Origin of the sequence: Aureibaculum marinum, from assembly GCF_003813905.1 — a bacterium.
Classification (GTDB): domain Bacteria; phylum Bacteroidota; class Bacteroidia; order Flavobacteriales; family Flavobacteriaceae; genus Aureibaculum; species Aureibaculum marinum.
Window position 1 is genome coordinate 124,218 of the sequence record NZ_RPFJ01000011.1, and the last position, 19,356, is coordinate 143,573.

At 28.7% G+C, this 19,356-nt stretch carries 17 protein-coding genes; 8 read left to right on the top strand and 9 right to left on the bottom strand.

Annotated elements, in window-relative coordinates:
• Window positions 1-59 precede the first annotated feature (59 nt).
• Window positions 60-1,361 carry an NHL domain-containing protein gene (locus tag EGM88_RS09045; protein WP_123897711.1) on the bottom strand — a complete coding sequence of 434 codons (1,302 nt, stop codon included), beginning with the start codon at window positions 1,359-1,361 and terminating at the stop codon, window positions 60-62.
• Window positions 1,362-2,104: 743 nt separating this feature from the next.
• Here EGM88_RS09045 and rpiB point away from each other — a divergent pair.
• From rpiB to EGM88_RS09060, 3 genes are read left to right on the top strand one after another with little or no spacing between them, the layout of a single operon-like run.
• Window positions 2,105-2,536 (top strand): ribose 5-phosphate isomerase B, encoded by a 432-nt coding sequence (rpiB, locus tag EGM88_RS09050; protein WP_123897713.1) that lies wholly within the window; start codon window positions 2,105-2,107, stop codon window positions 2,534-2,536.
• 26 nt (window positions 2,537-2,562) lie between these two features.
• Window positions 2,563-3,006: a GNAT family N-acetyltransferase gene (locus EGM88_RS09055; protein ID WP_123897714.1), complete on the top strand. Its 444-nt coding sequence runs from the start codon at window positions 2,563-2,565 to the stop codon at window positions 3,004-3,006.
• Window positions 3,003-3,599, top strand: a complete 597-nt coding sequence (locus tag EGM88_RS09060) for an NUDIX domain-containing protein (protein WP_123897717.1) — start codon at window positions 3,003-3,005, stop codon at window positions 3,597-3,599. Before EGM88_RS09055 ends, EGM88_RS09060 begins: the two co-directional genes overlap by 4 nt.
• 73 nt (window positions 3,600-3,672) lie before the next feature.
• Here EGM88_RS09060 and EGM88_RS09065 read toward each other — a convergent pair whose 3' ends face one another.
• From EGM88_RS09065 to EGM88_RS09075, 3 genes are read right to left on the bottom strand one after another with little or no spacing between them, the layout of a single operon-like run.
• Window positions 3,673-5,055: an efflux transporter outer membrane subunit gene (locus EGM88_RS09065; protein WP_317126541.1), complete on the bottom strand. Its 1,383-nt coding sequence runs from the start codon at window positions 5,053-5,055 to the stop codon at window positions 3,673-3,675.
• A complete protein-coding gene (locus tag EGM88_RS09070; RefSeq protein WP_123897719.1) occupies window positions 5,042-8,194 on the bottom strand; it encodes an efflux RND transporter permease subunit in 3,153 nt (1,050 codons plus the stop codon). The genes EGM88_RS09065 and EGM88_RS09070 overlap by 14 nt, the downstream gene beginning before the upstream one ends.
• A 6-nt stretch (window positions 8,195-8,200) precedes the next feature.
• The gene (locus tag EGM88_RS09075) at window positions 8,201-9,313 is read right to left on the bottom strand and encodes an efflux RND transporter periplasmic adaptor subunit (RefSeq protein ID WP_123897722.1); all 1,113 of its coding nucleotides are present in this window, start codon (window positions 9,311-9,313) and stop codon (window positions 8,201-8,203) included.
• A 312-nt stretch (window positions 9,314-9,625) separates the two neighbouring features.
• Here EGM88_RS09075 and recA point away from each other — a divergent pair, with 312 nt between their 5' ends.
• The gene (recA, locus tag EGM88_RS09080; protein ID WP_123897724.1) at window positions 9,626-10,630 is read left to right on the top strand and encodes a recombinase RecA; all 1,005 of its coding nucleotides are present in this window, start codon (window positions 9,626-9,628) and stop codon (window positions 10,628-10,630) included.
• 92 nt (window positions 10,631-10,722) lie between these two features.
• Here the strand turns inward: recA and EGM88_RS09085 are convergent, their stop codons facing one another.
• Together EGM88_RS09085 and EGM88_RS09090 are read right to left on the bottom strand one after the other, a co-directional pair.
• Entirely contained in the window at window positions 10,723-11,466 is a 744-nt protein-coding gene (locus EGM88_RS09085) for a uroporphyrinogen-III synthase (protein WP_123897726.1), read from the bottom strand.
• A 118-nt stretch (window positions 11,467-11,584) separates the two neighbouring features.
• Entirely contained in the window at window positions 11,585-12,238 is a 654-nt protein-coding gene (locus tag EGM88_RS09090; RefSeq protein ID WP_123897728.1) for a DUF4271 domain-containing protein, read from the bottom strand.
• A gap of 66 nt (window positions 12,239-12,304) precedes the next feature.
• Here EGM88_RS09090 and EGM88_RS09095 point away from each other — a divergent pair, with 66 nt between their 5' ends.
• From EGM88_RS09095 to EGM88_RS09105, 3 genes are read left to right on the top strand one after another with little or no spacing between them, the layout of a single operon-like run.
• On the top strand, window positions 12,305-13,024 hold the full coding sequence (locus tag EGM88_RS09095) for a polyprenol monophosphomannose synthase (protein WP_123897730.1): 720 nt from the start codon (window positions 12,305-12,307) through the stop codon (window positions 13,022-13,024).
• Between the two features lie 36 nt (window positions 13,025-13,060).
• A complete protein-coding gene (locus EGM88_RS09100; RefSeq protein WP_123897732.1) occupies window positions 13,061-14,404 on the top strand; it encodes a dihydroorotase in 1,344 nt (447 codons plus the stop codon).
• Between the two features lie 9 nt (window positions 14,405-14,413).
• On the top strand, window positions 14,414-14,791 hold the full coding sequence (locus tag EGM88_RS09105; protein ID WP_123897734.1) for a DUF4296 domain-containing protein: 378 nt from the start codon (window positions 14,414-14,416) through the stop codon (window positions 14,789-14,791).
• A gap of 22 nt (window positions 14,792-14,813) precedes the next feature.
• Here the strand turns inward: EGM88_RS09105 and EGM88_RS09110 are convergent, their stop codons facing one another.
• Window positions 14,814-15,827, bottom strand: a complete 1,014-nt coding sequence (locus EGM88_RS09110) for an NAD-dependent epimerase/dehydratase family protein (RefSeq protein WP_123897736.1) — start codon at window positions 15,825-15,827, stop codon at window positions 14,814-14,816.
• Between the two features lie 258 nt (window positions 15,828-16,085).
• Between EGM88_RS09110 and tyrS the strand changes: the two genes are divergently transcribed.
• The gene (gene tyrS / locus EGM88_RS09115) at window positions 16,086-17,381 is read left to right on the top strand and encodes a tyrosine--tRNA ligase (protein WP_123897738.1); all 1,296 of its coding nucleotides are present in this window, start codon (window positions 16,086-16,088) and stop codon (window positions 17,379-17,381) included.
• Between the two features lie 68 nt (window positions 17,382-17,449).
• Here the strand turns inward: tyrS and EGM88_RS09120 are convergent, their stop codons facing one another.
• Window positions 17,450-17,821, bottom strand: coding sequence for a hypothetical protein (locus tag EGM88_RS09120; protein WP_123897740.1), 372 nt, complete (start codon window positions 17,819-17,821; stop codon window positions 17,450-17,452).
• A 3-nt stretch (window positions 17,822-17,824) separates the two neighbouring features.
• Entirely contained in the window at window positions 17,825-19,345 is a 1,521-nt protein-coding gene (locus EGM88_RS09125) for a PIN domain-containing protein (protein WP_123897742.1), read from the bottom strand.
• Between the last annotated feature and the right edge of the window lie 11 nt (window positions 19,346-19,356).

Below are 19,356 nucleotides of genomic sequence, written 5' to 3' on the forward strand. Positions count from 1 at the left end.
AAATTTAACAAAAAAGCCTCGATTAAAATCGAGGCTTGGTATTATTTATTTGTTAACTATTATTCTAACACAACTTTTTGTTCAGTTGAACCTTCAGAAGTAGTAATTCTAAGTACATAAATGCCTCTTGGTAATTTAGAAACATTTAAAGTTTTATTATTCATTTTAACATTTACCTGACCACCATTCGAATTAAACATGGTAACATTCTTTAATTCAACATTATTATTTACATCAATTGTAATTTTATCGGTACTAGGATTAGGATAAATTTTAATACTCGCTTCTGTTGAAATTTCATCATCATCAGTAGAAGTTAAACCAGTAATTTTTCTAATTCGATTATTACCTCTATCAACAACATATAAATCACCTGCATTGTTAAAAGCTAAACCAGTAGGGTTCGCTAATTTGGCATTTCTAGCTAAATCTCCATCTCCATCATAGCCAGCTTCTCCATTACCTGCAATAGTTGATATTTTTCCTGTAGACATTGATATTTTTCTAATCATATTATTACCTCTATCTACTACATATAAATCACCACTTTTATCAATTGCTAATCCTAATGGATTGGCTAATTGAGCTTTTGTAGCATCAATATCTTCACCAAAAAATCCAGTTTCACCAGTTCCAGCGATAGTAGTAATAATTCCAGTTGACAAATTCACTTTTCTAATACGCTCATTTCCACTGTCTGAAATAAACAAATTACCCTTACCATCTAAAGCTAAACCTGTTGGGTTTGCTAATTGAGCTTGAGTAGCCTGACCACCATCTCCAGAAAATCCAACTTCTCCGGTACCAGCTACAACTGTTACTTTTCCAGTATAAAAGTCAACTTTTTTAACATTACTATCTCCATTTACTGAGACATATAAATTACCTTCCTTATCAAATACCACATTGAATGGTCCACCTAACGAATCATCAATATTTGGAAATTCTGTTTCAGATTTTTTTCCAACCAAAGTAATAGAACTACCAGTATTTAAATCTACCTTTCTAATACGTAAATTTGCTAAATCAGCAACATATAAATTATTGTTATTGTCAAATGTTAATCCAGTAGGAGTTTTTAATTCGCTAACTTTCTTTTTATCTGCAGTACCAACAACGGTAGTAATAATACCAGATTCATTATCTATCCTTCTAATACTATTATTATAAGTATCAGCAATATAAATGTTATCAGACTCATCAAAAGTTAAATTAAAAGGTAAATTTAGCTTTGCAGTAGTTGCTAAACCACCATCTCCAGAGAATCCTGAAGATCCTGTACCAGCTACAGTTGTAATAGTCTGACTTTGTGCATTATACACAAAAATTAATAATAATACTAAAATGTAATTTTTTCTCATAACATAGGGGATTTAAGTTTTCTTAATACATAGTTTAGTCTGCTAATTTACAATATTTTATATTACATATATAATAAATTCTAAAAAATAAGAAGATAATTTAAGCATACTAATATTTATAAACAGCTATTTTATAGCTATTTATATTCTATAAAAATATTATATATAGTTCGTATAAGTATAAAAAAAATAATAGTGAACTAAAAACGTTTTCTTACTTATCAACATATTATATTATATATATTATTTTTTATAAAAAATTTTAAAAGAAAAAGGTTGTTATTATATGTTGTTAATAGCTACAATAAAAAACTTAAATTTTATTTTGATTTTACGTTTTTAAATATTCATTAACAAGATATAAGATATTAATTTTAATTTAAAGTATATAAAAATGAGACTGATAGATAGTTTTAGACACAGCTTGTTAACAACTGTTATTAACTACTTTTATTAATATATTTATATTTTTTTTAGTTAAGAAGTCCTATTTTTAATGTTAATAAATTATCATTAAATTCTAATAATTTTTTTAGGATAATAGATTTTATATTCTTCTTATAATTTTTTATTGATTTACAAATTTTTGTTATAAGATTTAATTGAAAAATCATTAACAATTACTTCTATCTTTAAAGAGCTAGTTTTTAAATTATTGTATAAAACTATTAACAATTCAATTTTTTAATGTTAATAAAGGTAAATAGTACTAAATTTGAAGTTTTAATTTTAAAATTACATTGATGAAAATTGCAATAGGTAACGATCACGCCGGACCTGAATACAAAAAAGCTATTGTTAAGCATTTAGAAGCAAAAGGACATACTGTTATTAATTTTGGAACGGATACTGAAGATAGTGTTGATTATCCTGATTTTATACATCCTGTGGCTAATGCTATTGAAAATGGTGAAGCAGATTTTGGTATTACTATTTGTGGAAGTGGTAATGGTGCACAAATGGCTGCCAATAAGCATCAACACATTAGAGCTGCGTTATGCTGGAATAATGAATTGGTAGCATTAGCAAGACAACATAATGATGCTAATGTGTTAAGTATTCCTGCACGGTTTATTTCTTTATATCAAGCTATTAATTTTGTAGATATTTTTTTATCTGTAGAATTTGAGGGTGGTAGGCATCAGAACAGAGTTGATAAAATAGCTTGTTCATAAAAGTATATTTTTTAGAACCTTATTTTATGAAATGGTTTTTAAAAACATTTGATCAATTATCTTTAAATGAATTCTATTCTATTTTAAAATTACGTATTGATATTTTTGTAGTAGAACAAAATTGTCCTTATCCCGAATTAGATAACAAAGATCAATTAGCATATCATTTTTATTGTATTTATAATAATGAAGTTATTGCCTATACACGAATTTTTAAACCTGGTGATTATTATAAAGAAGTAGCGTTTGGTAGGGTTGTTGTTCATAAAAACTTTAGAAAGCAAGAATTAGGTAAAAAGCTAATAAACAAAACTATAGAAGAAATTTATAACCTTTTTGGTAAAACTACAATAAAAATTGGCGGTCAAACTTATCTAAAAAAATTTTATAAATCCTTTGGTTTTCAACAAATTGGTGAAGGCTATATAGAAGATGGTATTCCGCATATTCATATGATATTACACAAATGAGTAATCCTAAAGTTAAAATTAAAAAAATTATTAATTTATCTAATGATTGGTATACATTAGATAAAGTTAATTTCGATTATCAATTAAAGAATGGTTCTTGGCAAAACCAAAATAGAGAAAGTTATGATAGAGGCGATGGTGCATGTATTTTATTATTTAATAGAAAAAAAAATACTGTAATTTTAACCAAACAGTTTAGAATGCCTAGCTATTTAAATGGTAATAAAGATGGAATGTCTATTGAGGTTTGTGCTGGTTTATTAGATGAAGATGACCCTATTACTTGTATTAAAAAAGAGGCCGAAGAAGAAACAGGTTATCAAATAGATAAAGTAAAACAAGTTTTTAAAATCTACTCTACACCAGGAGCTGTTACTGAAAAAATTTATTATTTTATTGGTGAATATGATGATTCTATGAAAGTTAATGAAGGTGGTGGATTAGCCTCGGAATCTGAAGAAATAGAAGTTTTAGAGTATGACTTTAAAACTGCTTTTGAAATGATTAAAACTGGTGAAATTAATGATGCTAAAACTGTTATTTTATTGCAATATGCAATGATAGAAGGCTTATTTTATAGTAAAAATAATTAATTATAATAAAATAACTTTATATAAGGGCATTAACCCTTATATAAAGTACATGTAGCAATGCAATTTCGATTAATTATTGCCATCCTCCGCCTAAAGCTTCATATAAATTTACTTCTTCTAATAATTGAGTTAATTTAATATTAATTAGTTCTAAGTTAGAATTTAAAGCACGTTCTCTAGCTGTTAAGACTTCTAAATAATTAATAAATCCATTATTTAGTAATTGGTCTGAATAATCTGTTGCTATGGTATAAGCTTCTAATTCTTTATTTTTAATTTCAATTTTTTCCTTAGCTGCATTATAAGAGTAAACGGCATCAGAAACTTCTTTACTGGCAATTAACAAGGTTTGTTTAAAATTCAATTTTGCTTGTTCTTGTTGAGCTTTAGAAACTTCGTATTGCGTTCTAATTTTTCTACCATTAAGAAGTGGTTGTGTTAAACCACCAATTAAAGAAGAAAATATTGAGTTTGCATCAAATAATTTATCTACATCAAAACTTTTGAGTCCTCCTGAAGCTGTAATAGTAATTGAAGGATAAAAATTACTTCTAGCTACATTAGTTAATTCAAAAGCATTTATTAAATTTTGTTCTGCCATTATTACATCTGGACGATTTCTTAACAATTGAGAAGGTACCCCTATTTGTATTAAATCAGTAGCTTGTTGGGCAGTAAAATCATTTCTTTCTATATCATGTGGATCTTCACCTAACAAAATTGACAGTGTATTTTCTAATAATCTTGATTTATTTTTTAAATCAACTAATAATGCCTGGGCAGTATATAATTGAGCTTCAGTTTGTTTTACACCTACTTCTGTAACATTACCTGCATTTTTTAAAAAAACGATTGTTTCTAAACTTTCTTTACGATTTTTAATAGTTTGTTCAGTAATTTTTATCTGAGCATCTAGTGCAGATAATTGATAGTATATACTTGCAATGTTAGCTATTAATTGGGTTTTTACCAATTTGTGGGCTGCCACTGTTTGTAAATATTGTGCTTCAAAAGCACGCTTATTACTTCTTATTTTTCCCCACATATCAAGTTCTAAAGTAGGACTGCTACTTAATTCAAATTGATTAAATGTTTCTCCATTTCCACCTGCATTTTCTGAATATTTCTGGCGACTAGCAGAAGCATTGATATTTAGTGTTGGCCAATATCCACTTTTACCTTGTTTAAAATATGCCTCAGCAGCAAAAATTTGTTGTAAAGCAATTCTTATATCTATATTATTTTCCAAACCTTTATCAATATACTCCTGTAACTTAGCATCTTTAAATATTTCTCTCCAAGAAATTAAAGCTATAGTTGTACTATCTTTAGAAATATTATCTGTTCTAAAGTAAGCGGTGTTTTGAATTTCAGGACGCACATAATCTTTCGCAGCAAAACATGAGCTTAGTAATATGGTAATAACACCAAGTAATATGTATTTATATTGTTTCATCAACATTTTCTTTATCATTAATAATTGTTTCTGGGGTACCTGATATCTTTTCTTGTAAAAATTGAAAGACAATAAATAAAATGGGTATTATTAATACACCAAAGATTGTACCTATTAATAATCCACCTACCGCACCAGTACCAATAGAGCGGTTACCTACTGCACCAACACCATTTGCCAATACTAAAGGCATTAAACCTAAAATAAAGGCAAAAGATGTCATTAATATTGGTCGTAATCTAACTCTTGCTCCGTCAATTGCGGCTATAGAAATAGACATTCCTTCTTTACGTCGTTGTATAGCAAATTCAACTATAAGAATAGCATTTTTAGCTAATAATCCAATTAACATAATTAATGCTATTTGAAAGTAAATATTATTTTCTAATCCCATTAACCATGTAGAAAAATAGGCTCCTGCTACACCAATAGGTAAAGATAATATTACCGAAAATGGTAATAAATAACTTTCGTATTGTGCTGATAGTAAAAAGTAAACAAAAATTATACTTAATATAAAAATTATACCAGCTTGGCCTGATGAAGCAATTTCTTCACGAGTTAATCCAGAAAATTCAACTGAATACTCATTAGGTAAAGTTTCAGCAACTCTTTCTATAGCTGATATAGCATCACCAGAACTAAATCCAGGTTTTGCTGCTCCATTTATAGAAACAGTATTAAATAAATTGAATCTGTTTACGTTTTGTGGTCCGTAAGTACGAGATAATGTTACAAATTGAGAAATTGGTGTCATGGCTCCACTTGGAGTTCTAACGGATATACTATTTAAGCTTTCTTCATTAATTCTATCTTCAGGTAATGATTGTACAAATACTTTAAATTGTTTACCAAAACGGCTAAAATTTGCAGTATAAGAACCTCCAATATAACCTTGTAATGTTGATAAGATATCACTAACTGTAACACCAACCTCTTTTGCTCTTGGTACATTAATATCCATTTGTAGTTGAGGATATTTTGTACTAAAAGGATTAGATGCAAAGGCAATTTCTGGTTGTTGAAAAAGTTGACCAACAAAATTATTTGCTGTTTCATCTAAATCTTTTAAACTACCAGAAGATTTATCAATAAGTTGCATTTCAAAACCGTCTGCACTACCAAAACCTGGAACGCTTGATGGTGTAAAGTAAATTATTTTTGCATCACTTAAAGTAACAGCCTTTTGATTTAACTGAGCTATAATATTACTAACTGAAGTAGCTTCTGTTTCTCTTTTATCCCAATTTTCTAGAATAATGAACCCCATTACATTAGAACTACCAGCCCCCGAAAAGAAATTTCTACCTGCAATAACTGTAGCAGTTCTAACACCTTCAATTGAATTCATTTGATTGTAAAGATCCATAGATAATTTATAAGATCTATCCATAGAACTTCCTGGAGGTAATTCAGCATTTAAAAAGATAATACCTCTATCTTCAGATGGAACAAAACCTTTTGGTATAGCCTTGTCAGCCCAAAAAATAGATAGTACTGATAGTAGTAGAATTACAAAAGTAATCCATTTGTGTCTCACTAAAAATTGTAAAGCATTGGCATATTTTTGAACACCAGCGTTAAATCCAGTATTAAATGCTTGATAAAATCTAGCTAAGAATTTTTTCTTTGTTAATGATTCGTCATGTGGTTTTAAAAATACTGCACAAAGTGCGGGACTTAACGTTAGGGCATTAACAGCTGATATTAATATTGCTATAATTAAAGTAACACCAAATTGTTCGTAAAATACCCCAGACGGTCCTTTAATAAAGGTAATAGGAATAAATACAGCAGCCATTACTAATGTTATTGAAACAATTGCACCTGATATTTCATTCATGGCAGTTATAGAGGCTTTTCTTGCTGTTTTAGCTCCTCCTTCGAGTTTGGCATGAACGGCTTCAACAACAACAATGGCATCATCAACTACAATACCAATAGCTAATACTAAGGCAAATAAGGTTAATAGATTAATTGAATACCCTAATAAACCTAAGAAGAAAAATGTACCAATAATGGATACAGGAACTGATATAGCAGGTATTAAAGTAGATCTAACATCTTGTAGAAAAATAAAAACTACCAGAAAAACCAGTAAGAAAGCTTCAATTAAGGTAGATTTTACCTTATTCATAGAAGCAGTTAAGAATTTATTAGTATCATAATTGATAATATATTCCATTCCTGGTGGAAAATCTTCTTGTAACTCATCAAGTTTGTCATATAATTTTTCAATAATTTCTTGTGCATTAGATCCTGGAGTTTGAAATACACCAAAACTAATAGAAGGATATCCTTTAGAACGAGATTTTGATGAATAAGAAAAAGCATCAAGTTCAACTTTACCAACATCTTTTACTTTTAAAAAAGTACCATTTCCTTGTGCTTTTATTATAATATTTTCATACTCTTCAGCGGTTTTATAACGACCTTTATATTTAATAACATATTCAAAAGATTCACCTACATTTTGTCCTAAAGATCCTGCAGCAGCTTCTAAACTTTGTTCACCAATGGCATTGATAACATCTCTTGGTACTAAACCATAATTAGACATCTTAACCGGATCTAACCAAATTCGCATGGCATAGTCTTTACCACCAAATAAACTTACATCTCCTACCCCATTAATACGTTGTAATTCAGGTCTAACATGGATGTTTAGATAGTTTTGAATAAAAGTATCGTCATAGTCTGGATTTGTAGAATATAATCCGGCATAAATTAAAGCAGAGTTTTGTTTTTTATTTACTGTAACCCCAGAACGGATTACTTCGTCAGGTAATACTGCATTTGCTCTTGAAACTCTATTTTGCACATTAACTGCAGCAATATCTGGATCATAGCCTTGTTCAAAAAATACAGTTATTGTTCCAGTACCAGTATTACTTGCACTTGATGTAATATAAGTCATACCTTCTACACCATTTATTTGCTCTTCTATTGGTACAATTACACTCTCTAATATTGTCTCTGCATTGGCACCAGGAAATGAAGCATTTACACTTACTGTTGGTGGTGCAATATCAGGATACTGTGTTACCGGTAACTGAGTATAACCTAATACACCAAGTATAACAATTATAATTGAAATTACTGATGAAAGTACAGGGCGTTCTATAAATGTTTTTAACATATCTAATTATTTAAAAACAGGTTCATAAGAATTTAAAATACTATCTAAAGGCGTTAAATTTGGTAAAATTTTCATTCCTGCTTTTACCTTATTTGCACCTTTTGCTAAAATTGTAGTTCCCTTTGAAACTCCATTTTTAACTACATATATTTTCTCTTTGGAAGCTATAATATCAATTGATATAGGCACTAAAGAGTCTTTAACAACTTTATATACAAATGTTTTACCTTGTTGTTCAAAAGTTGATAAAATAGGCACTATAGTTGCGTCTTTAAAAGTTTTAGGTAGCTTAATAGTTCCGCTACTTCCATTTCTTAATAATCCTTCACTATTGTCAAATACTGCACGAAAAGAGATTGAACCAGTTTGTTGATTTATTTCGCCAGATATAGTTTCAATTGTACCTTTTTTATTATATTCTTCTCCATTAGCCATTATTAAACTTACTTGAGGTAAATTCTTTATTTTTTCTTTCATGTTTTTACCTTCAGCATTGGATAGAAAAGTTAAAAAATCTTTCTCGTTCAATGAGAAATAGGCATATACTTTGTTAATGGAAGAAATGCGTGTTATGGGCAGTTGATTTAAAGAACTTACCAAGGCTCCTTTTCTATAATTTATAGTTCCTACAACTCCATTTACTGGACTTTTAATATTAGCATATCCAATGTTTGCGGTTACAGTATTATAATTACTTTTAGCTTGTGCTAATTTTGCTTTAGCTGTTTCTAGTTGAACACTACTTATAATGTTTTTTTCAACTAAAGGTTTTAATTTATCGACTTCAACTTGAGCAGCATTTATGTTTGCTTGAGCAGCATTAGCTTCTTGACTTAACGATTGTGTTTCTAACTTAAATAAAGTTTGACCTTGTTTTACTTCTTCTCCTTCATCGACTAAAACTTGTGTTATATAGCCACTAACTTTAGGGCGTACTTCACTGTTTATAATTCCTTCTATATTAGCAGGATAACTATTATATACTGTAACAGTTTTCGTTGGTATTTCAATAACAGGAAAAGGTTTTATTTTAGTTTGCTGAGGATTAGTCTGTTTTTTATCCGTACAAGAAATAATTGTAAAAACAGATAAAATTATTAATAAGATTTTAGACTTCATATTGAACAGTTTATATAAAAATTGTAATAATAACTTAAAAAATATACCATTAAATCTAATGGTATATTTATAAATTATTTTATTTTGATAAATAATATAATTGGATTAGCCGGCAAATTTAATGTTACTTACATATTTTAAGTTTAAAATTGTTCTTAAAGATATGTTAAAAGATAAAGGATGTATTTTAAGTATTAAAATACTGAATATAATATTACAAATAATAAACATTAATAGCTATACTATATAAGTTAAAGTTCTTTTTTGTACTTTAGCCACAGGTTATATTATAAAATATTTTTAAGTAGAATTATGGCAGAAGACAAAGAAAAAACGGCTAAACTAAAGGCTTTACAATTAACTTTAGATAAATTAGATAAAACTTACGGAAAAGGTTCAGTAATGCGATTAGGTGACGATGTTACTGAAGATGTAGAAGCTATTCCTTCAGGTTCTTTAGGATTAGACATTGCATTAGGAGTTGGAGGTTATCCAAGAGGTAGAGTAATTGAAATTTATGGTCCAGAATCATCAGGTAAAACTACATTAACATTACATGCTATTGCTGAAACTCAAAAATCTGGAGGTATAGCAGCATTTATTGATGCAGAACATGCTTTTGATAGATTTTATGCTCAAAATTTAGGTGTTGATATTGATAATTTAATTATTTCTCAACCAGATCATGGTGAACAAGCTCTAGAAATTGCTGATAATTTAATACGTTCTGGAGCTATTGATATAGTAGTTATTGACTCCGTTGCAGCTTTAACTCCTAAAAGTGAAATTGAAGGAGAAATGGGTGATTCTAAAATGGGTTTGCATGCCCGTTTAATGTCTCAAGCACTGCGTAAACTTACGGGTACTATTAGTAAAACAAAATGTACCGTAATATTTATTAACCAATTGAGAGAAAAAATTGGTGTAATGTTTGGTAATCCAGAAACTACAACTGGTGGTAATGCATTAAAATTTTATGCTTCGGTTCGTTTAGATATCAGACGTAGAACACAAATTAAAGATGGTGATAAGGTAATTGGTAACAGTACTAAAGTTAAAGTAGTTAAAAATAAAGTAGCCCCTCCTTTTCAAACAGCTGAATTTGATATAATGTACGGGGAAGGTATTTCTAAAGTTGGAGAAATATTAGACTTAGGTGTTGAATTGGGCATAGTAAAGAAAAGCGGATCTTGGTTTAGTTATGGAGAAACCAAACTTGGTCAAGGTAGAGATGCTGTAAAAGCTTTAATTAAAGATAATCCAGATCTATCGGAAGAGTTGGAAGGAAAAATTTTAGCAGAGATTAATAAAGAATAATGCTCTAAGTATAAATAAGATTGTAATAAAAAAGCGGACTAAAATGTCCGCTTTTTTTGTTTTAAAACTCTATTTAAAAATAAATAGAGTTTTTATTTATTTACATTTTTAATATAATGTTCTAAAGCCATAGTCATAGAAGGAGTTTCTTTACTTGGAGCCGTAATATCTACTCTTAAACCTGCTTCTTCAGCAGCTTTAATTGTTGAGTTTCCAAATACAGCAATTCTAGTATTATTTTGTTTAAAATCAGGAAAATTATGAAATAAAGATTCAATACCTGATGGACTAAAAAATACTAAAACATCATAATAAACATCCTTCAAATCAGACAAATCACTAGTTACAGTTTTGTAAAGAATAGCTCTTTCCCATTTAATATCCAATTCGTTTAATAATTCTGGAATGATGGGTTTAAGTTTGTCAGAAGAAGGTAATAAAAAGGTTTCAGTCTTGTGTTTTTTAATTTGTTTAATTAAATCCTGAAATGTGCGAACACCTACGTAAATTTTACGTTTTCTATACACAACATATTTCTGTAAATAATAAGCAACAGCTTCAGATTGACAGAAATATTTCATAGAATCAGGCACGGTAAAACGCATTTCTTCTGCTAATCTAAAATAATTGTCTACTGCATTTCTACTTGTAAAAATAACAGCAGTAAATTTAGAAAAATCAATTTTCTGATTTCGTACTTCTCTTGCCGAAACACCCTCTACATGAATAAAAGATCTGAAATCAATTTTTACTTTTTGCTTGTCAGATAAATCAAAGTAGGGAGATTGTTTTGTGGTAGGGGCAGGTTGAGAAACTAAAATAGTTTTTACTTTCATCTGAATTCTATAGTTTTTATTATTCAACCCGAATAGTCGGGCGACATGTCTTAATAAGAGTTTACAGATATAACTAAAATAAGACGTTACATAAATACTTTCTACTCTAATCCATCAATTATGTAATAATCTTAGTCATTACTATTAATGGAGCTATTTCGAGCGTGCAAAGATACAAAATAAAATAAAAAGATTTTCCAAAAACTAAAGTTTGATTGTTTTTAATCAATAAAATATAATAATATAGAAAAAGCAATGCGGCAACAATCATTAAAAAATTTGAGTATAGGTCAGAATCAAAGTAAAAATGGATAGCAATTAGTGGTAGCATAATTAAGCTATAATTACTTAAATAACTCGTTTTTAAAAAAGTAAAATATTGTTGAACTTGCTCTTTTTCAAATAATACAGCTAATAAAATTCCTATAATAATTCTAAAACCAATTAATAAACATAAAAAAAGTGCAATTTTTAGATAAAAAAGAAAATTAAAAGAAGCAATATCAGGTTTATATAAATGAATAGCTATAAACAACAAAAATGAAATTACAATAACATAAACCACCAAAAAAATGATATTAAATGAATTTAATAGAAGCGGATTTGCTTTTGAATAACTATTAATATACGTGTTATTAACAAGTAAGTTTTTTAATTTATAATACCTATCACTAGATTTTAATCTGTTTAAAATCAATAAAGTAACAGCAATTAAAAGTACTATGGTTACCCAATCTTTTGAAACAACAATACGATCAATAGCTTCTAACATGGTTTATAATTATTAACACAAAATTAGCAATATTTTATTTTACCTTTGTGAATTAAATAAATTTGAATGTCAGACGCTTTAGTTATTATACCTACTTATAATGAAAAAGAGAATATAAAGAATATTATAAATGCTGTATTTTCTTTAAAAAAATCATTTGATATATTAGTAGTTGACGACAATTCTCCTGATGGTACTGCAGCTATTGTTGAAGAGTTACAAGCTGAATATCCTAATCGTTTATTTTTAGAAAAAAGAAAAGGAAAAACAGGTCTTGGTACTGCTTATATTCATGGTTTTAAATGGGCATTAAAAAATAAATATGATTATATCATTGAGATGGATGCCGATTTTTCTCATAACCCTCAAGATTTAATTAGACTTTACAGAGCATGTCATGATTATGGAGCAGATGTTTCTATTGGTTCTAGATATTCTAAAGGAGTTAACGTAGTTAATTGGCCTATGAATAGGGTTTTAATGTCATATTTTGCTACTAAATATGTCCGTTTTATTACTAGAATTCCTATTCATGATACTACTGCAGGTTTTGTTTGTTATAAACGTAAAGTTTTAGAAACTATAAATTTAGATAAAATTAAATTTGTTGGGTATGCATTTCAAATAGAAATGAAGTTTAAGGCTTGGAAACATGGATTTAACATAAAAGAAGTCTCAGTTATTTTTACTGATAGGGCATTGGGTAAATCAAAAATGGATAGCTCAATTATTGGCGAAGCCATTTTTGGAGTAATAAAAATGAAAATTAAAGGATTGCCTAAATAAAAGAAGATTATAACTATAAATTAAATCAAGATAAACATGAAAAGGACGCTAATAAAAAATGTAAAAATTATAAATGAAGGTGAAATTACAAATGGTGATATCTTGATTGAAGATCAACTGATTGCAGAAGTTGGTAAAATTGACAGTGTTTCTGAAGGAACTCAAATTATTGATGGAATGGGTAAATACGTTATGCCCGGTGTTATTGATGATCAAGTTCATTTTAGAGAACCTGGATTAACGCATAAAGCCGATATAGGTTCAGAAAGTAAGGCTGCAGTTGCTGGTGGAATTACTTCATTTATAGAAATGCCAAATACAGTGCCACAAGCAACAACTCAAGCATTATTAAATGCTAAGTTCGATATTGCTGCCAAAACTTCTTATGCCAACTATTCTTTTATGTTTGGTGGTACTAATGATAATTTGGAAGAGCTATTAAAAACAGACCCAAATAAAGTTGCTGCTATTAAATTATTTTTAGGATCATCAACAGGCAATATGTTAGTTGATGATGAAAAAGTACTAGAAAAAATATTTTCATCAACTAAAATGTTAATTGCTGTACATTGTGAAGATGAAACTACTATAAAAGACAACTTAGCAAGTGCTAAATCTATTTATGGAGACAATATCCCTATGGATTTTCATCCTAAAATTAGAAGTGAAGAGGCTTGCTATATTTCTTCCTCTAAAGCTGTGGCATTAGCTCAAAAAACAGGGGCAAGGCTACATGTTTTTCATCTTTCAACTGCTCGGGAAACGGTTTTGTTTAGAAATGATATTCCTTTAGAAGAAAAACAAATTACTGCAGAGGTTTGTGTTCATCATCTTTGGTTTGACGATTCTTATTATAAATCAAAAGGTTCTTTAATTAAATGGAATCCTGCAGTAAAAACAAAAGAGGATAAAAATGGACTATGGAAGGCGTTATTGACAGATAAAATTGATGTAATTGCTACAGATCATGCACCACATACTTTAGAAGAAAAATCTCAAGTTTATACTAAAGCTCCTAGTGGAGGCCCTCTAGTTCAACACGGGCTATTGGCTATGTTAGAAGCCTCACATCATGGTATTTTATCACTAGAAAAATTGGTAGAAAAAATGTGCCATAATCCTGCTATTTTATTCCAAATTGAAAAAAGAGGTTTTATTAGAAAAGGATATTATGCTGATTTAGTTCTTGTAGATTTAGAATCGCCTCAAACAATTACAAAGGAAGGTATTTTATATAAATGTGGATGGTCTCCTTTTGAAGGCACTACTTTTAATTCAGAAATTACTCATACTTTCGTTAATGGAAACCTTGTGTATAATCACGGTAATTTTGATACTAGCAGTAGAGGTATGCAATTGACATTTAATAGAGCTAACTAATACATAAAAGTGAAAAAATTAACTTACATATTATTAATAACTTTCTTTGGGGTTTCTTGTACTAGTAAGACCATCTATAAAAAACCAGATAATTTAATTAGTGAAGAAAAAATGATTGACATTTGGACAGATATTTATCTTGCAAGAGGTGCAAGAACTGTTCAAACTAAAGATTTAAAAAATAATATTAATTACTTGCCTCTAGTTTTTGAAAAATATAATATTGATAGTGCTCAACTTAGTGAAAGTAATCGTTACTATACTTCAAAAATAGACGATTATCAAAAAATGTTTGAAGCTGTAAAAAAAAGGCTAGAGGATGAGAAGAAAAAATACCTACCTAAAACGGATTCTTTAATTGATATAAATAGAGATAAAATTAAGTAATGGTTTACTAAATTCTGAATGGTTAGTTTTTTAAATCTTTCAGATAATTTTTACTTACTGTATCTATCGTTTGTTTTAATGGTATAAATTTATAATTAAGAGCTTCTTTAATTTTATCATTAGAATAATAATATTTGTTTTGTGACGAGTTGGCAGACTGTTTAGTAATTAGTGCAGGTTTACCTGATAATTTACTTAATAACCAATTAATTCGCCAACCAATATTACTCAATGTTTTTGTAACTTTTATTGATGGTCTCTTTTTATTAAAAGCATCAGCTATGGAGAAGAAAATGTTTTTAAAAGATTCATTTTCACTAACTAAAATGTAACGTTCATTTTTTATAGTACTATCCATCAACTGAATCATAATATTTACAACATCATTAACATCAACAAATCCAGTAATGCCTTCTGTGTAAAAAGGAAATCCGTTATAGGTTTTATCAAATAGTTTTCCTGATCCACTTTTCCAAAATCCAGATCCTAAGATTACACCTGGATTTACAATTACAATAGCTATACCTTCTTGACCTGCACGCCAAACTTCCAATTCTGCACCATGTTTAGTAATGGAATACCCATAGTTATTATCGGCAACATTCCATTCATTTTCTTCATCAATAAAATTTCCAGTTAAAGGTTTGCCTATTGCAGCAACAGAACTTACAAAACATAGTTTTTTAATTTGATTGGAAATACTGAGATTTACAATATTAGCAGTACCTTCTATATTAATTTTACGCATTTTATAATAATCAGTTTTACTAAAAGAAATCATTGCAGCACAATGATAAACTTTGGTAATTCCTTTGAAGGCCTCACTTAAAGCTGGAATATCATTAATGTCAGCTTTAAACCAAATTATAGAGTTAAATAGTTGTTCATAATCATCAGTATAATAAGAAAACACATTTTTAACAGCATTTAAATCGCTATTTTTTCTGTGAATTGCCACAATTTTATTGTGTTGTTTTGCTAATGAAAACAATAAATGTGAACCAACTAATCCTGTACCACCAGTAACTAAAATCATGCCCCTAAATTAGCTATTAATTAGCATTAATTTGAATATAATTTACCTTTTTAACATTACATAAGTACTACACTTTTTATTTTTATAGGTAGATACTTAAATGTCACTTTTTTACTAATTTTTTTTATGAATTATATAACTTTTGAATTCTTTGATTTGTAATTAGTACCATAGTATTTTTAGGCAAAAAAACTTAAAATCTCTTATTTACTTTACCTTTTTTATGATTAAGTATATCTTTGCATAAATTTTATGACTATGACTAATAATTTTGTTGAAGAATTACGTTGGCGAGGCTTGTTAAATGATGTAATGCCTGGTACAGAAGAACAATTGAATAAAGAAGTAACTACAGCTTATATTGGATTTGACCCTACGGCTGATTCATTACATATTGGTGGGTTGGTGCCTATAATTATTTTAAAACATTTTCAACTATTTGGGCATAAGCCTATTGCATTAGTTGGTGGTGCAACAGGAATGATAGGAGATCCTTCAGGCAAATCTAACGAACGTAATTTACTTAACGAAGAAGTACTTGATAAAAATATTAAAGGAATTAAAAAACAACTTTCAAAGTTTTTAGATTTTTCTTCAGGTGCTGATAATGCTGCAGAATTAGTAAATAATTACGATTGGATGAAAGAAATTTCTTTTTTAGAATTTGCTCGTGATATTGGTAAACATATTACTGTAAATTACATGATGGCTAAAGATTCTGTTAAAAACAGATTGAATCCAGAAGCTAAAGAGGGGATGAGCTTTACTGAGTTTACTTACCAATTGATTCAAGGTTACGATTTTTTACATTTATACAAAGAGAAAAATTGCTTATTGCAAATGGGAGGTTCTGACCAATGGGGTAATATTACTACTGGTACAGAATTAATTCGTCGTAAAGTACAAGGTAAAGCGTATGCCATTACGTGTACATTAATTACCAAAGCAGATGGTACAAAATTTGGAAAATCAGAAGGAGGAAACGTATGGTTAGATCCAGAGAGAACATCTCCTTATAAATTTTACCAATATTGGTTAAATTCTTCTGATGAAGATGCTGAGAAATATATTAAAATATTTACTTTTTTAGATAAATCTACTATTGAAGGTATTATTAAAGAGCATAAAGAACAGCCTCATTTACGTTTGTTGCAAAAAACAATAGCAAATGAAGTTACAACTATGGTTCACTCTAAAGAGGCCTTAGAAAAGGCTATTAAAGCTTCAAATATTTTGTTTGGTAAATCTACCTCAACAGATTTAAAAAGTTTAGATGAAAAAACCTTTTTAGATGTATTTGATGGTGTGCCACAGGCTGAAATTTCAAAAGTAGATCTTGAAAATGGAATTGATATTATAGCTGCGTTAAATGAAAAATCAGGATTTTTAAAATCAAATGGCGAAGCCAGAAGAGCTTTAAAGGAAAATTCTATAGCTATAAATAAAGAAAAAGTTAAAGATGATTATTCACTTTCTACGTCTGATTTAATTGCAGATAAGTTTGTGTTATTACAACGTGGTAAGAAAAATTACTTTTTGTTGCGAGTGGTTTAGGATTAGGAGTTAATTTTTGAGAGGAGATAAGAATTTGTAATAACCTACAGTCATTATTGGAACAGTGTTTATTTGACGTATGCGAATGATTGAGGTGGATGTAAATTAAAGTCTTTTCTCAAACATTTAGGCTCTTTATATATTTTTTTATTTTTAACTTGTATTGCATACCCTCTTTCTTTTTTAGAGAAATATTCATAAAAAAAATCTTCTGTAATTCCAGAATGCTCTTTGGTCAAACTCCAAAGAGTTTCGAGATCATTATTGATTATTTTTCCAATTTCAAATTCGCCTATTACTTTTTGTACTGGCGAAGAGGCATAAACAATTACAGACGTTACATTTCTATTTTTAAAAATAGCTTTTCTAAATTCAAACTTTTTAGAACCATCAAATATTTTAAAAGCAAATTCTGGTTTTATAGATAAAACTACTTTCATAAATTATTTTTGTTGATATGCAAATTTAACTAATCTATTAAATTGATTGCTGTTTATTTCAATAAACCCACGAGGCATATTCATTATATCAGGAATAACGCCTATTCTGTTTAAATCATTAAGTGTAGGCTTTGGTGTTGGGAATGAATGAGCATAGAGTAATTTAATCACAAATGGTTTTATACGTGGCTTTTTATTCCACCAGTCATTTTTTAAGTTTTCTTTTGTAATCATCGTTCGTCTATAACAAGTTTTATAGAAGTCTTCAAATGATTTAAATCTATCAACAATTTGTTCTACTATACATATTGAAGTCACTGTGCTCGAATATTTTTTTGGTCTAGTTTCACCCATTCTGTAAATAATAACAATATCTCCTGATTGTAGATGTCTATCAAATGAATGTGATATATAAACCTTTCCAATTCTATTCCTATGAGGTTCGTTCTCTGTAAATTCAGATTTGTCGGTTCTTGTATTTATACTGTCTGGAAATAATTCGTCGTGATAGTGGGGTTCTATTTTAATAATATACTTCTTAGTATCTCTAGAAAAAAATGGAAAAGAACTTTTTGGATTTTTTATATCAACAGGCAGAGACTTTCCAAAAGGTCTAGTCAAAACAATTTCATTTCCGTCTTTGGTAGTTTTAGTACCGTGTTCAACGAACCCCCAGACTTTTAACATGTCAATTAATTCACCTTGTTCAGGTCTCTTGTTAAAAATTGTAACATAAATCTCATCAACTTTATACTGTATTGCATTATCGAAGATAATTTTTAAAAACCTTTCACCAATTTTGTAACCATTACTTATTACTTTTAATGTTCCTATTTTTAATCTTTTTTTTCTCGTAAATACCGGTTTTATTTCAGAGTAATTTTCTTTCTCGTCTTCAACTTTAATGTATAGAAAAGCAGTTAGACTGTTGTCACTATAGCATACATAGCAAGATTCGTCAAATTTTGACTTAAACCAATTATTAAATTCATTGTAATCTTTTCTGAAGCTATCGAAGAAACTATCATTTAAATCTACTTCTGCAAAGTCAATTTTCTTAACAGCAAGTACATCGTATTGAACCAAATTAGGATTTTCAGATATGACTTTTTCAAGGAATGATTGAATTTTGAAAACCTTATAGGAAATTCCGAGTTTCGAAGCTTTTAAGTGTATCTTTTTATCTTGAGTTATGAGTAGATCAATTCTACCTTCAAAAATTTCATTTAGTAAATGAGTGTCATTAATATCATTTTGGTTAACGTCATTTTCATTGCTTAGTCTTTTTATTACTTTTGAAAAAGGGAGTTGATTTTTTATGCGATTATAACTATCTAATTTTATAGAAAACGTTTCAACGACTTGCTTGTTCTGATAAGTTTCTATTTCAGAAATTGTAATAGGGTGGATGTATTTTTCATAATGAAGTTTATCTATCCAATTAAAAAGTTGACCAATATCGTGCTCAATTATTTTATTAGCTTCTCTATGAATAATTATGTTAGTATCTAAAAGTACTTTCATTGAAAGTTGTT

Bases quoted from the DNA above. Each gene is read 5' to 3' on its own strand.
- EGM88_RS09045 (WP_123897711.1), bottom strand. From the start codon at position 1,361: ATGAGAAAAAATTACATTTTAGTATTATTATTAATTTTTGTGTATAAT.
- rpiB (WP_123897713.1), top strand. From the start codon at position 2,105: ATGAAAATTGCAATAGGTAACGATCACGCCGGACCTGAATACAAAAAA.
- EGM88_RS09055 (WP_123897714.1), top strand. From the start codon at position 2,563: ATGAAATGGTTTTTAAAAACATTTGATCAATTATCTTTAAATGAATTC.
- EGM88_RS09060 (WP_123897717.1), top strand. From the start codon at position 3,003: ATGAGTAATCCTAAAGTTAAAATTAAAAAAATTATTAATTTATCTAAT.
- EGM88_RS09065 (WP_317126541.1), bottom strand. From the start codon at position 5,055: ATGAAACAATATAAATACATATTACTTGGTGTTATTACCATATTACTA.
- EGM88_RS09070 (WP_123897719.1), bottom strand. From the start codon at position 8,194: ATGTTAAAAACATTTATAGAACGCCCTGTACTTTCATCAGTAATTTCA.
- EGM88_RS09075 (WP_123897722.1), bottom strand. From the start codon at position 9,313: ATGAAGTCTAAAATCTTATTAATAATTTTATCTGTTTTTACAATTATT.
- recA (WP_123897724.1), top strand. From the start codon at position 9,626: ATGGCAGAAGACAAAGAAAAAACGGCTAAACTAAAGGCTTTACAATTA.
- EGM88_RS09085 (WP_123897726.1), bottom strand. From the start codon at position 11,466: ATGAAAGTAAAAACTATTTTAGTTTCTCAACCTGCCCCTACCACAAAA.
- EGM88_RS09090 (WP_123897728.1), bottom strand. From the start codon at position 12,238: ATGTTAGAAGCTATTGATCGTATTGTTGTTTCAAAAGATTGGGTAACC.
- EGM88_RS09095 (WP_123897730.1), top strand. From the start codon at position 12,305: ATGTCAGACGCTTTAGTTATTATACCTACTTATAATGAAAAAGAGAAT.
- EGM88_RS09100 (WP_123897732.1), top strand. From the start codon at position 13,061: ATGAAAAGGACGCTAATAAAAAATGTAAAAATTATAAATGAAGGTGAA.
- EGM88_RS09110 (WP_123897736.1), bottom strand. From the start codon at position 15,827: ATGATTTTAGTTACTGGTGGTACAGGATTAGTTGGTTCACATTTATTG.
- tyrS (WP_123897738.1), top strand. From the start codon at position 16,086: ATGACTAATAATTTTGTTGAAGAATTACGTTGGCGAGGCTTGTTAAAT.
- EGM88_RS09120 (WP_123897740.1), bottom strand. From the start codon at position 17,821: ATGAAAGTAGTTTTATCTATAAAACCAGAATTTGCTTTTAAAATATTT.
- EGM88_RS09125 (WP_123897742.1), bottom strand. From the start codon at position 19,345: ATGAAAGTACTTTTAGATACTAACATAATTATTCATAGAGAAGCTAAT.